The sequence below is a fragment of the Psychrobacter sp. KH172YL61 genome (assembly GCF_007182895.1).
GTDB lineage: Bacteria > Pseudomonadota > Gammaproteobacteria > Pseudomonadales > Moraxellaceae > Psychrobacter > Psychrobacter pacificensis.
On sequence record NZ_AP019516.1, the window covers coordinates 1901298 to 1916903 of the forward strand.

At 45.3% G+C, this 15606-nt stretch carries 10 protein-coding genes and 6 pseudogenes; 6 read left to right on the forward strand and 10 right to left on the reverse strand.

The features are described from left to right. Window positions 1–26 precede the first annotated feature (26 nt). The 3 genes and pseudogenes from ilvD (at window position 27) to PKHYL_RS17610 (ending at window position 3413) form a co-directional block, all read left to right on the forward strand. Window positions 27–1912 (forward strand): annotated as a pseudogene (gene ilvD, locus PKHYL_RS10130) (dihydroxy-acid dehydratase). A 255-nt stretch (window positions 1913–2167) separates the two neighbouring features. After that, window positions 2168–2701: a cation:proton antiporter domain-containing protein gene (locus PKHYL_RS17605; protein ID WP_269778151.1), complete on the forward strand. Its 534-nt coding sequence runs from the start codon at window positions 2168–2170 to the stop codon at window positions 2699–2701. Continuing rightward, window positions 2670–3413: a cation:proton antiporter domain-containing protein gene (locus tag PKHYL_RS17610; RefSeq protein ID WP_269778152.1), complete on the forward strand. Its 744-nt coding sequence runs from the start codon at window positions 2670–2672 to the stop codon at window positions 3411–3413. Before PKHYL_RS17605 ends, PKHYL_RS17610 begins: the two co-directional genes overlap by 32 nt. A 56-nt stretch (window positions 3414–3469) precedes the next feature. On the opposite strand, the gene PKHYL_RS10140 is transcribed toward PKHYL_RS17610, so the two are convergent. The 5 genes and pseudogenes from PKHYL_RS10140 to PKHYL_RS10155 form a co-directional block, all read right to left on the reverse strand. Further along, window positions 3470–4909 carry a serine hydrolase domain-containing protein gene (locus PKHYL_RS10140; RefSeq protein WP_422631358.1) on the reverse strand — a complete coding sequence of 480 codons (1440 nt, stop codon included), beginning with the start codon at window positions 4907–4909 and terminating at the stop codon, window positions 3470–3472. Window positions 4910–5110: 201 nt separating this feature from the next. Continuing rightward, window positions 5111–5437, reverse strand: coding sequence for a beta-lactamase hydrolase domain-containing protein (locus tag PKHYL_RS18140; RefSeq protein WP_332835872.1), 327 nt, complete (start codon window positions 5435–5437; stop codon window positions 5111–5113). Continuing rightward, the gene (locus PKHYL_RS18145) at window positions 5397–5651 is read right to left on the reverse strand and encodes a hypothetical protein (RefSeq protein WP_332835873.1); all 255 of its coding nucleotides are present in this window, start codon (window positions 5649–5651) and stop codon (window positions 5397–5399) included. The genes PKHYL_RS18140 and PKHYL_RS18145 overlap by 41 nt, the downstream gene beginning before the upstream one ends. A 66-nt stretch (window positions 5652–5717) precedes the next feature. Beyond that, a pseudogene (locus tag PKHYL_RS10150) lies at window positions 5718–6630 on the reverse strand (MaoC family dehydratase). A 305-nt stretch (window positions 6631–6935) separates the two neighbouring features. Next, window positions 6936–8337, reverse strand: a pseudogene (locus PKHYL_RS10155) (3-oxoacyl-ACP reductase). A gap of 568 nt (window positions 8338–8905) precedes the next feature. Here PKHYL_RS10155 and PKHYL_RS10160 point away from each other — a divergent pair. From PKHYL_RS10160 to PKHYL_RS10165, 3 genes and pseudogenes are all read left to right on the forward strand, one after another. After that, window positions 8906–10529, forward strand: a pseudogene (locus PKHYL_RS10160) (acetyl-CoA C-acetyltransferase). Window positions 10530–10758: 229 nt separating this feature from the next. Continuing rightward, on the forward strand, window positions 10759–11244 hold the full coding sequence (locus PKHYL_RS17615; protein ID WP_269778153.1) for a hypothetical protein: 486 nt from the start codon (window positions 10759–10761) through the stop codon (window positions 11242–11244). Continuing rightward, window positions 11216–11808 (forward strand): annotated as a pseudogene (locus tag PKHYL_RS10165) (hypothetical protein). The gene PKHYL_RS17615 and the pseudogene PKHYL_RS10165 overlap by 29 nt, the downstream one beginning before the upstream one ends. 123 nt (window positions 11809–11931) lie before the next feature. On the opposite strand, the gene PKHYL_RS10170 reads toward PKHYL_RS10165, so the two are convergent. The 5 genes and pseudogenes from PKHYL_RS10170 to lpxK all read right to left on the reverse strand — a co-directional run bounded on the left by PKHYL_RS10170 (window position 11932) and on the right by lpxK (window position 15606). Further along, on the reverse strand, window positions 11932–12177 hold the full coding sequence (locus tag PKHYL_RS10170) for a PilZ domain-containing protein (RefSeq protein WP_240365075.1): 246 nt from the start codon (window positions 12175–12177) through the stop codon (window positions 11932–11934). A gap of 219 nt (window positions 12178–12396) precedes the next feature. After that, a complete protein-coding gene (locus PKHYL_RS10175) occupies window positions 12397–13365 on the reverse strand; it encodes a DNA polymerase III subunit delta' (RefSeq protein WP_442966071.1) in 969 nt (322 codons plus the stop codon). Continuing rightward, entirely contained in the window at window positions 13358–13528 is a 171-nt protein-coding gene (locus PKHYL_RS18875; RefSeq protein ID WP_442966072.1) for a hypothetical protein, read from the reverse strand. The genes PKHYL_RS10175 and PKHYL_RS18875 overlap by 8 nt, the downstream gene beginning before the upstream one ends. 86 nt (window positions 13529–13614) lie before the next feature. Then, the gene (gene kdsB / locus PKHYL_RS10180) at window positions 13615–14427 is read right to left on the reverse strand and encodes a 3-deoxy-manno-octulosonate cytidylyltransferase (protein WP_071001357.1); all 813 of its coding nucleotides are present in this window, start codon (window positions 14425–14427) and stop codon (window positions 13615–13617) included. A 45-nt stretch (window positions 14428–14472) separates the two neighbouring features. Beyond that, window positions 14473–15606 (reverse strand): annotated as a pseudogene (lpxK, locus tag PKHYL_RS10185) (tetraacyldisaccharide 4'-kinase).

A 15606-nucleotide genomic window follows, 5' to 3' on the forward strand; every position in this document is an offset into this window, starting at 1 on the left:
CCCGCCTATTTGTAAGGGAATATCACATGGATTATCGCTCAAAAACCTCTACCGGCGGTCGTAATATGGCAGGCGCGCGCGCATTATGGCGTGCCACTGGCATGACTGACGGCGACTTTGGCAAGCCAATCATTGCGATTGCTAACTCTTTTACCCAGTTTGTACCCGGCCATGTGCATCTAAAAGATCTTGGACAACTGGTCGCCCGTGAGATTGAGCAAGCAGGCGGCGTTGCAAAAGAGTTCAATACCATTGCGGTCGATGATGGTATTGCGATGGGCCATAGCGGTATGTTGTACTCGCTACCAAGCCGTGATTTGATCGCTGATTCTGTCGAGTATATGGTCAATGCCCACTGTGCAGATGCGCTGGTTTGTATTTCTAACTGTGACAAAATCACCCCCGGTATGCTGATGGCGGCAATGCGTCTCAACATACCTGTGGTATTTATTTCAGGTGGCCCAATGGAAGCGGGCAAAATCCTAGCCAGTACCGTCGGTAAGAGCCACAATACCGATAGTAATGATAACAGTGCCGTTCGTAAGCTTGACCTCGTCGATGCAATGATGGACGCAGCTGATGACAGCATCAGTGATGAGGATGTGGCCACTATCGAAGCCTCAGCCTGTCCGACTTGCGGCTCGTGCTCTGGGATGTTCACAGCCAACTCGATGAACTGCTTGACCGAAGCGTTAGGCTTGGCCCTACCGGGTAATGGCTCGCTACTCGCTACTCATTCACTACGCCGTGAGCTGTTCTTAGAAGCGGGACGCACTATTGTCTCGCTTGCGAAACGTCGCTACGAGCAAGATGATGATTCAGTATTACCACGCTCAATCGCGACCAAAGCCGCTTTTGAGAACGCAATGAGCTTAGATATTGCCATGGGGGTTCAACCAATACCATCTTGCATCTACTTGCTGCGGCCAATGAAGCCGAAATTGATTTTAAAATGGCTGATATTGACCGTCTAAGCCGCGGTGTGCCTTGTCTAGCAAAAGTAGCCCCTGCCTCACAAAAATTCCATATGGAAGACGTGCATCGTGCGGGCGGTGTCTTTGCGTTGTTGGCTGAACTTGATCGTGCGGGATTGTTGAAAACTGACGTACCGACTATCCATAGTACGACAATGAAAGAAGCGATTGATAAATGGGATATCATGAATCATGATAACCATGAGGCACGCGCGCGTTTCCTTGCTGCACCGGGTGGCGTTCGCACCACCGAGGCGTTTTCACAATCAAAAGAATGGTCAAACCTTGACGTCAACCGTGAGTCAGGTTGTATCCGTAGTGCCGAACACGCCTACTCTGCAGATGGTGGATTGGCTGTATTATATGGCAATATTGCCGAGCGTGGCTGCGTGGTCAAAACCGCTGGTGTCGATGAGAGTATCTTAACCTTTACCGGTCGCGCACGTATTTTTGAATCACAAGATGCGGCTGTCGCGGCAGTTTTAGACGACAAAATCGTTGCAGGCGATGTGGTCATCATCCGCTATGAGGGCCCTAAAGGTGGCCCTGGTATGCAAGAGATGCTCTATCCAACGACGTATCTGAAGTCAAAAGGTTTGGGTAAAGAATGCGCCCTACTCACTGATGGTCGTTTTTCTGGTGGCACATCCGGTCTATCAATCGGTCATGCTAGCCCAGAAGCTGCTGAAGGCGGTGCCATTGGTCTGGTTGAAGAAGGTGATAGCATTCACATCGACATTCCAAATCGTACTATCAACATGCAAGTCAGTGATGCAGACTTGGCCGCGCGCCGAGAAGCTATGGAAGCGCGCGGTCGCGACGCATGGAAACCCGTCAGTCGTGATCGTCATGTCTCGCCGGCATTACGTGCTTATGCTGCAATGACGACCAGTGCGGACACTGGCGCTGTGCGCGACGTAAGCCAAGTTGAGCGCTAAGAACTCTATCTAAACCCTTCGTTTTCATAACTTATTTATAAAAATCTATCAAGCCTGCGCCATGCAGGCTTTTTTTCACCAAAAAACAACGCATCTGTCGTTCTGATAACTATTTCTTTCGGTAATAATTCTTTTTTATCGTTATGATAAGTCATATTGCAGGCTAGATATTAAACATCTATACCAACCATTATCAATATCGAAAGCAAACCTCTCAAAACAATTCCTTAAAATATAACAACGTGCGAAAACCTTATGATTGAGAACTACAATTTATTTTTATTAATCTGCGGTATCGCCTTTTTATTAGGGGCATTGTTTCCTGTTATCTTTAAACGCACCTCGATATCATTGCCTATGCTACAAGTGAGTTTTGGCTTGATGATGGGTTACTGGTGGACGTCTCTATCGTTTTTGGACCCTATCAATAATGGAATAATCATCGAAAAACTGACTGAAATTGTCATTTTAGTCTCATTGGTTGGTGCGGGTATCAAAATTGATACTGATTTCTCTTGGCAGCTGTGGCGACCGACGGTTAGGCTCTTACTCATTACGATGCCCATCGGTATTTTTGCGATGGCAGGGTTAGGCTATTATGCCTTTGGCTTGAGCCTTGGCGCTGCTATTTTGCTGGGTGCGGTATTAGCACCTACCGATCCTGTTCTGGCATCTAGTATTCAGGTGGGCCCCCCTAATACAGGAAGAGAAGACACCTCGCTTTACGTTGACTTCAGAAGCAGGGTTAAACGACGGATTGGCTTTTCCTTTTGTTTACTTGGCGATTAAAATTGCGGAAGCTTTTAGTGAAGGAAACGCTTTTACCAGTGAGATGCTGTGGTCATGGTTCACCCATGATGTTTTGTGGAAGATTGGCGCAGGGGTATTGGTTGGTGTGCTGGTTGGTAAGGCGATGGCCAAAGTAGTATTTTCTAAACACACCCGTGAGACCACGATATCGCAAGGATATGTAGTTATTGCTCTGACTTTGGTGGCATATGGTGTCGCAGAGTATGTGCACAGCTATGGTTTTATCGCTGTCTTCGTCGCTGCATTTGCATTTAGGCGTTCAGAATGTGAGCACTCCTACCATCAAAAACTACACGATTTTGCTGAGCAATCAGAAGGTTTGTTGATGTCGTTAGTACTGGTTATTTTTGGTATGTTCTTGGGTCAAGGTTTGCAAGCTGGTGTTGAGCTAACATGGCGTGTGTATATCGTCAGTTTTACTTTCCTACTACTCATACGCCCAATTGGCGGATTTATCGCGTTATCAGGACTTCATTTACCCCGTACTGAAAAATACGCAATTTCAGCACTAGGTATACGCGGTATTGGTACTTTGTACTATCTGTCTTATGCGCTCAACACAGATTTCTTTGCTGAGGATGATGCGCTCAAACTATGGATTGTCTGCTCGATTGTGATTCTGACCTCCATCTTCATCCATGGTCTGAGCGCAACAAGGCTACTTAAAATGACACCAAAAGAGCATCATTAACCACTCATGCTGTTATTATCATTGATAAAGTGGATTCATTTATAGAATTGCCTTTATCAGCGTACTTCATCAACCCAGCCCAGAACCGCTTCTGTCAATGCAAACTGACGAATATCGTTGAGCATGGTGGTATCAAAATTATGGATAAAGGCAAATGACAGTTGACGCGTAGGATCACACCAAGCGACTGAGCCGTTATATCCCATGTGCCCAAACCCTGATAGTGCTGGATCAATGCTATTATCGATAGTGTCGTTACCACTGCATATACTGAATAATCTGTGGTAGCCCAGTCGCCACTGCATAGGCGCTGGCATGACAGCATCTAGGCCTGTGACTTGTATTGCGGAGAGCTGCTTAAACGTAGCACTATCAATTAGCGTCTGCCCTTGCCAAACCCCACCATTGGCCAACATAGCATAGATAGTGGCTAGCGCATCCGCTGAAGCGACGCCATTAGCAGCGGGAATGATTGCCTGTAGTGTCTTGCGATTGTGATAATCAAGTGCTTGTTTTCCGGCAGGAATGAGCGCTGCTTTATAGTTTTTAAGATTGAGCTGACTGGTATTAAAATATAGGCTATTAATACGCGCAGTATTTAATACAGGTTGTATGTTATCAATATTTTTATCGTCCAGATCGTCGTTAAGGCTACTTTGCGTTTCAGCTGTACGCTCATCATTGAGCATTTTCTGTTGCCAGCAATAATAGCTAGGCAGACTTGCATAAGTATGTAAGGTGCTTGGTGAGTCGGATTTTAGGGTTGGTTTTTGGCGCTTGTTACGCAGTTGTACGCTATCCTCATTTGATGACTCAAAGTCTTTGGCAAGCTTTGCTACTTGATCTACTTTGCTATCTGGTACACCAAAATAGCAACTGTCTGCAATACCTAAAGGCTCGGTTAGATACTGACGTAAAGCTTCGGCTAATGACATATGCGTTACGGCTTCTATCACACCGCCAAGTACCCAACCATAGACCAACGCGCTATAAGCGCTGTCATATACAGCGGCGTCCTCAGGTGCTGTGATAGGCATTTCTTCAATATGATTCAGCATAACGCGCCAATCGAGCATCGTGTCACTATCGACATCGATACTGGTGATCGAAAACAAATCCGCCTGATGTGACATCACCTGTCGCAAGGTAATTTTGTCTTTACCTGTTGCGGCAAACTCTGGCCAATAGTGAGCAATAGGCACATCATAACCAAGCAGCTGCTGCGAAACCAATACATGCAGTAGCGTCGCTAAGATGCCTTTACCGGTAGAAAAATTGATGGCAAGCGTATCAGACTGCCATGATGCATCCAAACGCGCCATACCTGTACTTGCCTGTGCAATACACTCGCCTGCCTGATACACAACCACAGCACCACCAGCTGGCGCGTCATCTAGCTGTAAGTCTGTAAATAACTGCTGTAAGCGGCGTTGTAAATCTATGCTCATAGATGTATCGATATTTTTATCATTATTTTGCTTGTTGTCGTCCATCATTGCTACCTTGCTCCAGTATTGTGAACTGACCTCGTATTAAAATCAGTTGGGTACATGCGTTATAGAGATATTGGAGATCAGTATAAATGCATTGATAACCAATAAAAAAGGCCACCTATCGGTCGCCTTTTTATGCTTCAATTATTATGATAATTTAGCGCGGTACTAGCAAGCGATTATGGACTTCTTGTTCAAGCTTGGTCAAGCCGTGACTACGTCCACGCTCCATAGCCGTATCCATCTTGCGACCACGCAACCAGCCTGCGCGTAGTGCAATGGCAGCCCTACCCTGTTGCCTGAACCACAGTGTATGGCCATCTTTTTACCATGATACTGACGCAATATATTATCAAAAGCCAATATCTTAAGCTGCTTTAGCTCTTCAGCGCCATTAATAGGCAGGTGCTCATAGCTCATTCCTGCACGCTCAACGGCCGCTGATTCATTAAAACTCAACTCATCCTCTGACTGCAAATTAATCACCAACTCAACGCCAGCTTTTGCTAGAGCGGCGACTTTTTCCCTCATTTAACGCGCCGCACACAATAGTATTGGCATCCGGACGAAAATAAGGCTCAAAGACAGCGGACAAATCAACACCATTGTCAGAATCGCTATGGTCATTAATTGAGATATTAGTGACAGCGTTGTCATTAGCAGCTACTGTATCAATAGTCATTGATCTGTCAGCTTGATCCGTACTTGTCGCGCTATTTTGTGAATTCATGTTTTGTGCAGTCATAATGATAAACGTGTTGGTTAAATATGGCTATTAAGATATCGGTTTGAATACGTCGTACAATGCTTGCTACTTGCTATTTAACGTCACGACACCCGCCAAATGTGGCTTACTGTTTTTGGAGCTATATAAGCCAAAATCACAGGTATCGCCGACACTTTCAAGCTGAGCGATTGGCTGCGCAATAAGCTCCACTTCTGCTGGCAAAAAGATCGGTAACTTGAAAGAAACATCAACGGTATAAGCATCAGGCAGCTCATCCATTAGAGCAAGACACTTAGCTTTTGACCACATGCCGTGTGCAATCGCTTTAGGGAAGCCAAACGCGCGCGCTGATAGTGGGTGCAAATGAATCAGGTTAAAGTCACCTGAAACAAAAGCATAACGGCGACCGATATCTTCTGGCACTTCAAAAATACTGTGTACGTCTTTTTTACCTACTTCTGGCTTCACAGCAACTGGACGCGGTGTGCTTTTTTTATCTTTGCTGCTGGCCGTTTTTTTGCTGCGTGATAGGTAAGTTGACGTTCCTTCCCAGATCACTTTGTCCTCTGCTTTGACCGTGGTGACAAAGTCAAATTGCTGACCTTGAGCATGGTCACGCAAGTTATCAAAAGTGACCGACATGGACACCGTTTCGCGCTCACCGATAGGGACGATGCTGCGTGACGCTATTGTCTACGTGTACCAGACCCAACATCGCAAACGGAAACGGCTCTTTGACCATCATATTCATCTGTAGAGTCTGTGATAGTACTGAAAAGTACGTCGCTGGAACTTTACTATTATCAGCAAAGCCACAAATTTTACGATAGTCGTTTAGATTATCATGATCGATATGCAAATCATCGACGTAATAGGTGGCCTGTGGCAATTGATCTTTACTGACTTTGCCGCTGTTACCAATCGGTAGTAAGCTTTTGACAATATTGGCATAGGTAGTGTGCGCTTTTGGCAACGCGTCATAATGGGTGTCTGGCATAAGTAAATCCTAAATGTGGCTTGAACAAGATTTTTAACGTATCTAAAGACATTAAGCAGTCATTGACTGATACCTATTATCAATGAGTACTATATTCAATCAATTTTGCAAGTATCTTTAATAGCAAAAATAGTTTGGCTGATGGCTCTTGTGTTTTTATCATAAAAAAGCCACCCGTGGGCAGCTTTATTACAAATTATCAGCAAATATTTCGTAAGCATATGTGAGGCAAATCAAAAACAAGGGATAATACCATCACGCTACTTTCTCCTCATTTGCCACACAGTCTCACCAACAAATCAGTATTATGCGCCAAGTAAGCTTTGACCACAAACACGAACTGTGTTGCCATTTAGGCCACCCGAAGCAGGTGAAGCCAACCATGCGATGGTCTCAGCCACGTCAACTGGTAAACCGCCTTGGCTCATTGAATTCATACGACGACCCGCTTCGCGAATAGCAAACGGAATCGCTTCCGTCATTTGTGTTTCGATAAACCCTGGTGCTACTGCATTGATGGTCATGCCTTTTGCGTTGTCTTCTAACTGCTTAGCAGTCGCATTAACCAAGCCAATAACACCCGCTTTAGAAGTGGCATAATTGGTCTGACCCATGTTGCCAGCGATACCTGAAATAGATGACACACAGACGATACGGGCGTTTTCTTTTAGCACGTCATTATCAAGCAAGTAGCGATTCAGCTTAGCAATGCTGCCCAAGTTAATATCGATGACCATATCCCACTTTTTCTCATCCATTCTGGCCAATGTCTTTATCACGTGTCACGCCAGCATTATGAATGACTGAATCCAGACCACCACGCTTTTGCGCCGCATCTGCGATTTCTGCACCAGCGTCATCGCTAGTGATGTCTACTGTCAATACAGAGCCACTGATTTCGCTAGCAACTTTTTGTAGGTCAGCTTGCTGCTGCGGTACATCAAGACAGATTACATGCGCGCCCTCGCGAGCCAAGACGCGAGCAATTGCTTCGCCAATACCGCGACTTGCGCCCGTCACTAGCATCGTTTTACCGCCTAGAGGCTGATTCCAATCGACATCAACTGAGTCGCCCTTGCTCACGCGTACCACTTGTCCTGAGACATAAGCTGAACGTGCTGAAGTGAAAAAGCGTAAGGTCGAGTCTAGGTTTTGCTCAGCGCCTGTTTCTACATAGATAAGCTGAGCTGTAATGCCGCGCTTGAACTCTTTGCCTACTGATTTTACAAAGCCCTCAAGTGCCCGTTGTGCCATGGCAGTTTCGATATCAGTGATGTCCTCTGGCGTACGACCAATAACGATCACACGGCCTGATTTTTCAACGCGGCGCGCAACGCTATGAAAAAACTCGTACACTTCTTTTAGCTGATCTGCATTGCTGATATTACTTGCATCAAAAAGCAATACTTTGAACTGATCGTCACCACCTGTATTGGCTTTTGCTTCAACGCCTGCATCAGCAAGGGCGTCTTTAACATCATCACTGCTGTTTACATATACATCAGCATGCACATCTAACAAAATACGTGCAACAGATTCACTAATGCTTTTGTCCTCACCATTAGCACGGCCAACTAGTACACTGCCACGAACCAAACGCTCACCGCTTTCAAAACGATCAAGCGTCGCTGGCATTGGCAAACCTAAGTTCTTTGCGACTTTTTTACCAATAGAAGATTGAACAAAATCACCATAACGGTCTGACATAATATATTCCCTATAAATAATGAATGGTTGAAATAATAATAAACACTAAATGTAATACGCCTATTATATAGACTCATCAACATTGTAATTATTGATATTTGGTAAATCATTTTAAAACTGGCCAAACTATACACTGCCATTAAAAACATGTCCAAAAACAGACAATGTCTACAACAATCTGTAAACAAGTCAGTATACAAGCTGACGACTTTTTACCCACTTACTGACCATCATAACATGTTAAAATCTGACGTATAAGTTATGGCAAACATAATTATTGATAACAATATATTATCAAACATATCATTATGCAATGCTACTATCTGATATTCGTTGGTACTCGTCAGTCTATCAGCGCCTTAACCAGTACGCTTAAAGCTGTCATTGAACTTATACAAGCGACACATCGTTTGCTAAAGACATACATTAAACGAGCACAAAACGACTTATCATACACAGCGACACTAGGCGATAAATGATAATATTTGATTTTTGCTTAACATGACTTTGCCACTTTTTTTATTTTTACCCTTCAAATTTTCTGCCCATACTTTTTAAGGATAATATTATGAGTAATAAAAATAACCACCCTGATAGTCCAGTTGTCGAAAGCACTGTTGTTAAAGCCAGCGATGCAAAACCACAAGAAATTGCTGAAAACAATGAACCTGCTAAAACTGCTGACGTTAAAGCTGATACTAAGGCCAACGATACCAAGGCTGATAGCACACAAGCTGACAACACAAAAAAAGAAGCGCCAGCTACTAAAAAATCTGACGCTAAAGGAACTGATACCAACGACTCAGAGACTAAAAATACCACTAGCAAACAACCAGATGATGAAAAGTAGAAACCACAGCAGCTAAAAAACCAGCGACTACAACTAAAAAAGCGAGTACAACCAAACCTGCTACAAACCAGAATCGTGTGGCAATCTTAGGTGGTAACCGTATTCCATTTGCTCGCTCAAATGGCTCATACGCTGACGTCAGCAATACAGATATGTTGACTGCGGCTCTAGACGGCTTGGTTGAGCGCTACAACTTACAAGACGAAGTCATCGGCGAAGTGGTCGCTGGTGCCGTTATGAAGCTAAGCCGCGATATCAACCTGACTCGCGAAGCAACATTGAACACAGCGCTGAACCCACACACCAGCCTATGATATCTCACAAGCGTGCGGAACTGGCCTACAAGCGACCTTTGCTTCTGCGAACAAAATCGCACTGGGTATTATCGATTCAGCCATTACAGGCGGCGTAGATACTACTTCAGATGCGCCTATCGCTATTGGTGATGGTCTGCGTAAAGTACTGATCAAGCTTGGTGCCGCCAAAGACAACAAGCAACGCCTAAAGGCATTGATGGGTCTAAATCCAAAAGACTTGATTGACTCACCGCAAAATGGCGAGCCGCGCACTGGTCTATCGATGGGCGAGCACCAAGCCATCACCACGCTTGAGTGGAACATCACTCGTGAAGCTCAAGACGAGCTTGCCTTTAACAGTCACAAAAACCTAGCACGCGCTTATGACGAAGGTTTCTTTGATGACTTGATCACCCCATACAAAGGTCTGACTCGTGATAACAACTTACGTCCAGACACCACGCTAGAGAAACTGGGTAAGCTAAAGCCAGTATTTGGCAAAAGAACGCCAATCCAACGATGACTGCTGCTAACTCAACGCCACTGACTGATGGCGCATCTTGTGTCCTATTGGGTACTGATGAATGGGCAAAAGAGCATGGTCTAAAACCACTGGCTTATATCGTGCACCAAGAGACAGCAGCGGTAGACTTTATCGGTAAATCTGGTACTACCGAAGGCTTACTCATGGCACCCGCTTATGCGGTACCGCGTATGCTTGAGCGCGCTGGCCTCACGCTACAAGACTTTGATTTCTATGAGATTCATGAAGCGTTTGCCTCACAAGTGCTATCGACACTCGCCGCTTGGGAAGATGAGACATTCTGTGAAGAGCGCCTAGGTCTTGATGCGCCACTAGGCTCGATCGATCGCAGCAAGCTAAACGTGAATGGCTCATCGCTAGCAGCAGGCCATCCATTTGCCGCGACCGGTGGTCGTATCCTAGCCACCGCCGCAAAACTACTTGACCAAAAGGCTCAGGCCGTGCGCTAATCTCTATCTGCGCAGCCGGTGGTCAAGGCGTGACTTGCATCTTAGAAAAATAAGTTCGGTAAGTAACGAATGAAAATGAGTACTTGATTCATCATTTTATCAGCTCATCTATTCTCATAAAAATGCCCTTTAAATAGTTAAAGGGCATTTTTTATTGTCTGTACTTTGCTATGATAGAACCGACCTAGATAGTAGCCTCTTAAAAAAGCTGACACGCCAAACAAAGGTAATATTTATGGGTAAGACAGAATTTCTACTTAAAAAAAGTTTCTATTAAGAAAAATGAGACAAATCATTTTTGGCTCTGATAAATTGGTAATGACAAAACCCGTTACAACCACTGACTTTCAATCACTCACCACCCAGGAGCAATTAGATCAATACAACCGAGAACAAGCCATCTTGGCTGAGCGCATCGAAAAAGACATTCTTGATGATGAGCTACGTCGAAAAATGCATCAAGACCTTATCGATACCTACGATGAAGAGCTAGAAAACGAAATAGATGACTATGCACGTGACTTTCGCTTCAATGGTCGTGAGATGAGTGAGCAAGAAAAACTGGATCGGCGTACCTATTTCCATGAGTTGGTACGATTGCAGCGAGAACTTATTAAGCTGCAAGACTGGGTGGTCGCAAATGGTGAGCGTATCGTCGTTATCTTTGAAGGGCGAGACTCTGCTGGCAAAGGTGGGGCCATTAAACGTATCACTCAGCGGCTAAATCCACGCGTGTGCCGTGTTGCCGCCTTACCTGCTCCCTACTGAACGCGAGCAAACCCAGTGGTATTTTCAGCGCTATGTCGCGCATCTACCAGCCGCAGGTGAGATCGTTTTGTTTGATCGTAGTTGGTACAATCGCGGCGGTGTCGAGCGCGTCATGGGCTTTTGTACTGATGAGCAATATGAGGAATTTTTCCAGTCAGTGCCAGAGTTTGAACGCATGCTTGTGCGATCAGGCATTCGCTTGGTGAAATACTGGTTTTCTATTACTGACGATGAGCAGCATGCACGCTTTATGAGCCGAATATACGATCCGCTAAAACAGTGGAAACTCTCGCCGATGGACTTACAATCCCGTAGGCGCTGGGAGGATTATACCAAAGCAAAGAGACCATGTTTGAGCGCACTCATATCCCTGAGGCCCCATGGTGGGTGGTTGAAGGCAACAATAAGAAGCGCGCTAGGCTCAACTGTATTGCACATCTGCTCGACCAGATTCCTTATAAAGAGATACCTCGTGAGGAAGTTGAATTGCCCAGTCGCAAACGTGATGACGAATACTACCGCGAGCCTATTCCTGATGATATGTACGTACCGTCGCGCTACTAGCACTCATGGATATATATCCTAAAAAAAGCCTTATACAGTTATAAGGCTTTTTTATTAATCATACAATATAGCCATGATGACCATCGATAAAGACGCCTAGGTTTTTGGGTTAAGTGGTATGGGCTACATGGTATAAGTGGATTGCAGGCTATCTATTTTACCAGCCAATAAACGCTCAACTTCGTTCTTGATTCGTTGTCCTGCGATATCACTACCAATTTGCACAGCAAAGCCTGCTGGTCGACCGCTCTGCGTTTTGGAGTTGATCCAAACAACCTTACCATTCATTGGCAAACGCTCACTAGAGTTGGGCAGTGTAACAGCAATAAAAACTTCATTACCCAATTGCTGCGGCTGATCAGAGGGCACAAACAAAGCGCCATTGTTCACAAAAAGACAGATAGCTGGCATACAACGTTTCGATAGTCTCAATATGGCAGGTTAAAATCCCGCCGCGTCCTGGCATTGCCATAATCAGCTTCCTTTATCAATTGGGTCAAATATATTTTTATAAATGATTGTGAGATATAAACAAAAGCAATTTATATCAATAAGTTTCAATAGCTCACAAAGGCTATGTCACCACTCCTACAAGCAGGCCAATTCTTGCATTAGCTTATCATAGGCAAATTTTTCTTGCACATTTTGTTGCAGTGCAACTTTGGTTTGCTGCAAACTATCGCCGAATACTTCTAGATTGAGAGCATCGGGTTGATAAGAGGCTAATGCTTCTGATAGGTTGATATCTGTTTGTAATTCATTCAGTCCTAGGCAGATGCGCTTTATGTCTAGGAGCATCCGTTCAGACAGTTGAATAAACTCTTTAATACTCAGCTGTTTTTGCCAATAATCACTTGCCGCTACGCTACTACGTTTACCACTTCGCAGTGCCTGCCATGTGGTCAGCCACAGTGCACGTTTGCTGTACCACGGTGCCTGTGCCAATGCTACCGCAGCGAGAGGTGCGCCGTTTGCTAATTGTATCAACTGCTCAATCGCCATCTTACTGACGGCTTCACGATTGATGGTATGACCGAGCGCTTTTGTCACATAATCGATAGCAACAGCGGGCTCAATAGTCTGTAATGCCAGCTGTTGTACACGGCTCTTGATGGTCGGAAGCAGCTGAGCAGGCGTGTCACTGATTAAAAATAGATGAACTTGCGCTTGCGGCTCCTCCAAGGTTTTGAGTAACGCATTGGCAGCGGCGACGGTCATTTGCTCAGCATGATCTAACACACAGATGCGCATCCCTTGCCCGCCTTGATAAATAAAAGGCTGCAAGGCACGAATGTCATCCACTTTGATTTTAATCGCGCTGTTGCTGGTGCTCTTAGTGGCTTTTTTGTCTTTTGCGCTGCTTGATTTGTCTTGGAGGGTGTCGCTATCCGCATTGATTGGCATACTCACGATTGGCAGCACTTGCAAGCTTGGGTGAGTACCCGACTTGAGCCATTGACAACTTTCACACGTGCCGCATGCGCCTAGTGGATTCGTATCATGCTCGCGGCATAATAACCAAGCCACCAACCGCCATACAAAGGCGTGTTTACCCATTCCCCTGCATACCAGCAGCGAGCAATGCATGCGGCAAGGACTGCTGAGTCAATACTCGCTGCGTCAATTGCGACCACAATGTCTGTTGCCACGGCAATAAGGGCGCAAAATAGATACTATCTGAACGCTCTTGCGCGCCTACATTTGCTGTCAGATCATTCATAACAATAGCTCTATCACGTTTTTAGATATTTAGGATGCGGCACGCTAATGATACTCTGGATAATGTGCGAGCGCTTGCTCAGATCATTATTTAGTGGGGTTTTGAAAATCAGCCAAGCGCATGGCATTTAAACGGTTTAGATCCTCTTGGGTATCGACACCAGCCGGCAGTTGACAGGCGGCCTCTGCAATGGCGATAAGCTTACCGTTTTCTAGCACTCGTAGCTGCTCTAGGCTTTCAAGCTGCTCAAGCGGCGTCTGTGGCCATGCAACAAACTGCTGTAATAGACTAACGCGGTAAGCATATAAACCCAAATGACGATATGCGTTCTTCGGTGGCTGTCTTTGATTGTCATCCGCCAATACGATATCACGATCACAAGGAATCGGTGCTCGACTAAAATAAAGCGCGCGCTGCAAATTATTCGTATGTTGGCTGACCACTTTTACCACAGAAGGTCGCTGGAATGTATCGTAATCATCGATAGGCTCACAGAGTGTCGCCATGACGCTGGCCTCATCCGCTACCAAAAGCGCCTGTACCTGCTCGAGCAGTAAGGGCGGCACAAGAGGCTCATCACCCTGCATATTGACCACAATATCATGATCAGCCCAGCCTTTGATAGCCGCCACTTCCGCCAAGCGGTCAGTGCCTGAAGCATGCTCGCTACTTGTCATCACGACATCAAAACCGGCATCGATACAGACCTTTGCAATTTGCTCATCATCAGTCGCAATACACATATCGTCAGCAAAGGTTGCTGTTTTTGCCTTTTCAGCCACCCAAAGTATCATCGCTTTGCCATGAATGCTCAATAATGGCTTACCGGGTAACCGTGTGCTCTTAAAGCGTGCAGGAATCACAATATGGGTTTTGGCAGGTGTGGTGACAAGCGACATGGTTTATTCCTAAAAATTGTGTCAGTTTGACGTATTGACTATTATCTATGATGGCGTTTTTGTACCAACATCAGAGTCAGCCTCAATACCCAAAGCTTTTAATTGCTGGTTTAGATTATCATAACAGTTATCGGATAATACGGCCGTCACAGGCAAAACCCACAACCTGCTAACGAGCTGTGCATACTCATCACTTGATGCTTGCTCCGCCGTATAGTCTGACAGCAATGCTTTTATTTTTACCGCATCTTTACTGGTAACGACGATAGGGATAATCGCTGTATTGTAAAAGCTCAGCCAAACTAAAGTCATAGTGATCAGGGATAAGGATGCCCTATCACGTCAAAACCAAGAGACTCCAACGTATCAAAAAAAACGCTGTGGGTAGCCGATACCACTGACTGCGTGTACTCTACTATTGCTGGCAGGAACGACATTATCTATTTGCTTAATAGGTGATTGAGGACTCCATAGATGTTGCAATTCATCAGCTTGCAAATGCATGCTCAAGCGCTCAGGAGGGTGTGAATTTTTACTGCTTTCATGATAATGCGACAAGTCTGTTTTTGGCTTGTCATGATAAATCACATGAGCACCTTCTAGTCGTGACATTGGCTCACGCAAAAATCCGGTTGGTAATAATTGCTCATTACCAAACCCTCGCGCGGCATCTACCACAATCCACTCTATATCCCGCTTGAGCGCATAATGTTGCAAACCATCGTCAGCGATAATCAATTGCAAATCAGGTTCAGCATCCAACAAGGTAGTAATTGCTTGCTGACGATTCGGGCATACTGCCATGGCAACGCCTGTCATATGAACAATCAAACATGGCTCGTCGCCTACTACGTTAGGCAAACTGGTGGCATTGACCAATGCTGGCATTTGGCTCGTATCGCCACCATAACCGCGGCTGATGACGCCGACTTTTATGCCTCGTTTTTGCAAGTGATTGACCAAGGCGATAATTAACGGTGTTTTGCCGCTACCACCCACACTGATATTACCAATGACCATGACGGGTATAGGTGCGCGATAACTTGATAGCAGCCCAACTTTATAAGCGTGACGACGAAGCAAGGTGATCAGTCCATAAAGCCAGCTAATAGGTAGCAACAGCCATAACCAAGCGGCCTTACGTTGCCATGCATTAGTAATTATCGTCTCAATACTCAT

Bases quoted from the DNA above. Each gene is read 5' to 3' on its own strand.
- PKHYL_RS17605 (WP_269778151.1), top strand. From the start codon at position 2,168: ATGATTGAGAACTACAATTTATTTTTATTAATCTGCGGTATCGCCTTT.
- PKHYL_RS10175 (WP_442966071.1), bottom strand. From the start codon at position 13,365: ATGGGTAAACACGCCTTTGTATGGCGGTTGGTGGCTTGGTTATTATGC.
- PKHYL_RS10140 (WP_422631358.1), bottom strand. From the start codon at position 4,909: ATGATGGACGACAACAAGCAAAATAATGATAAAAATATCGATACATCT.
- PKHYL_RS18145 (WP_332835873.1), bottom strand. From the start codon at position 5,651: ATGACTGCACAAAACATGAATTCACAAAATAGCGCGACAAGTACGGAT.
- kdsB (WP_071001357.1), bottom strand. From the start codon at position 14,427: ATGTCGCTTGTCACCACACCTGCCAAAACCCATATTGTGATTCCTGCA.
- PKHYL_RS17615 (WP_269778153.1), top strand. From the start codon at position 10,759: ATGAGACAAATCATTTTTGGCTCTGATAAATTGGTAATGACAAAACCC.
- PKHYL_RS18140 (WP_332835872.1), bottom strand. From the start codon at position 5,437: ATGAGGGAAAAAGTCGCCGCTCTAGCAAAAGCTGGCGTTGAGTTGGTG.
- PKHYL_RS18875 (WP_442966072.1), bottom strand. From the start codon at position 13,528: ATGAATGATCTGACAGCAAATGTAGGCGCGCAAGAGCGTTCAGATAGT.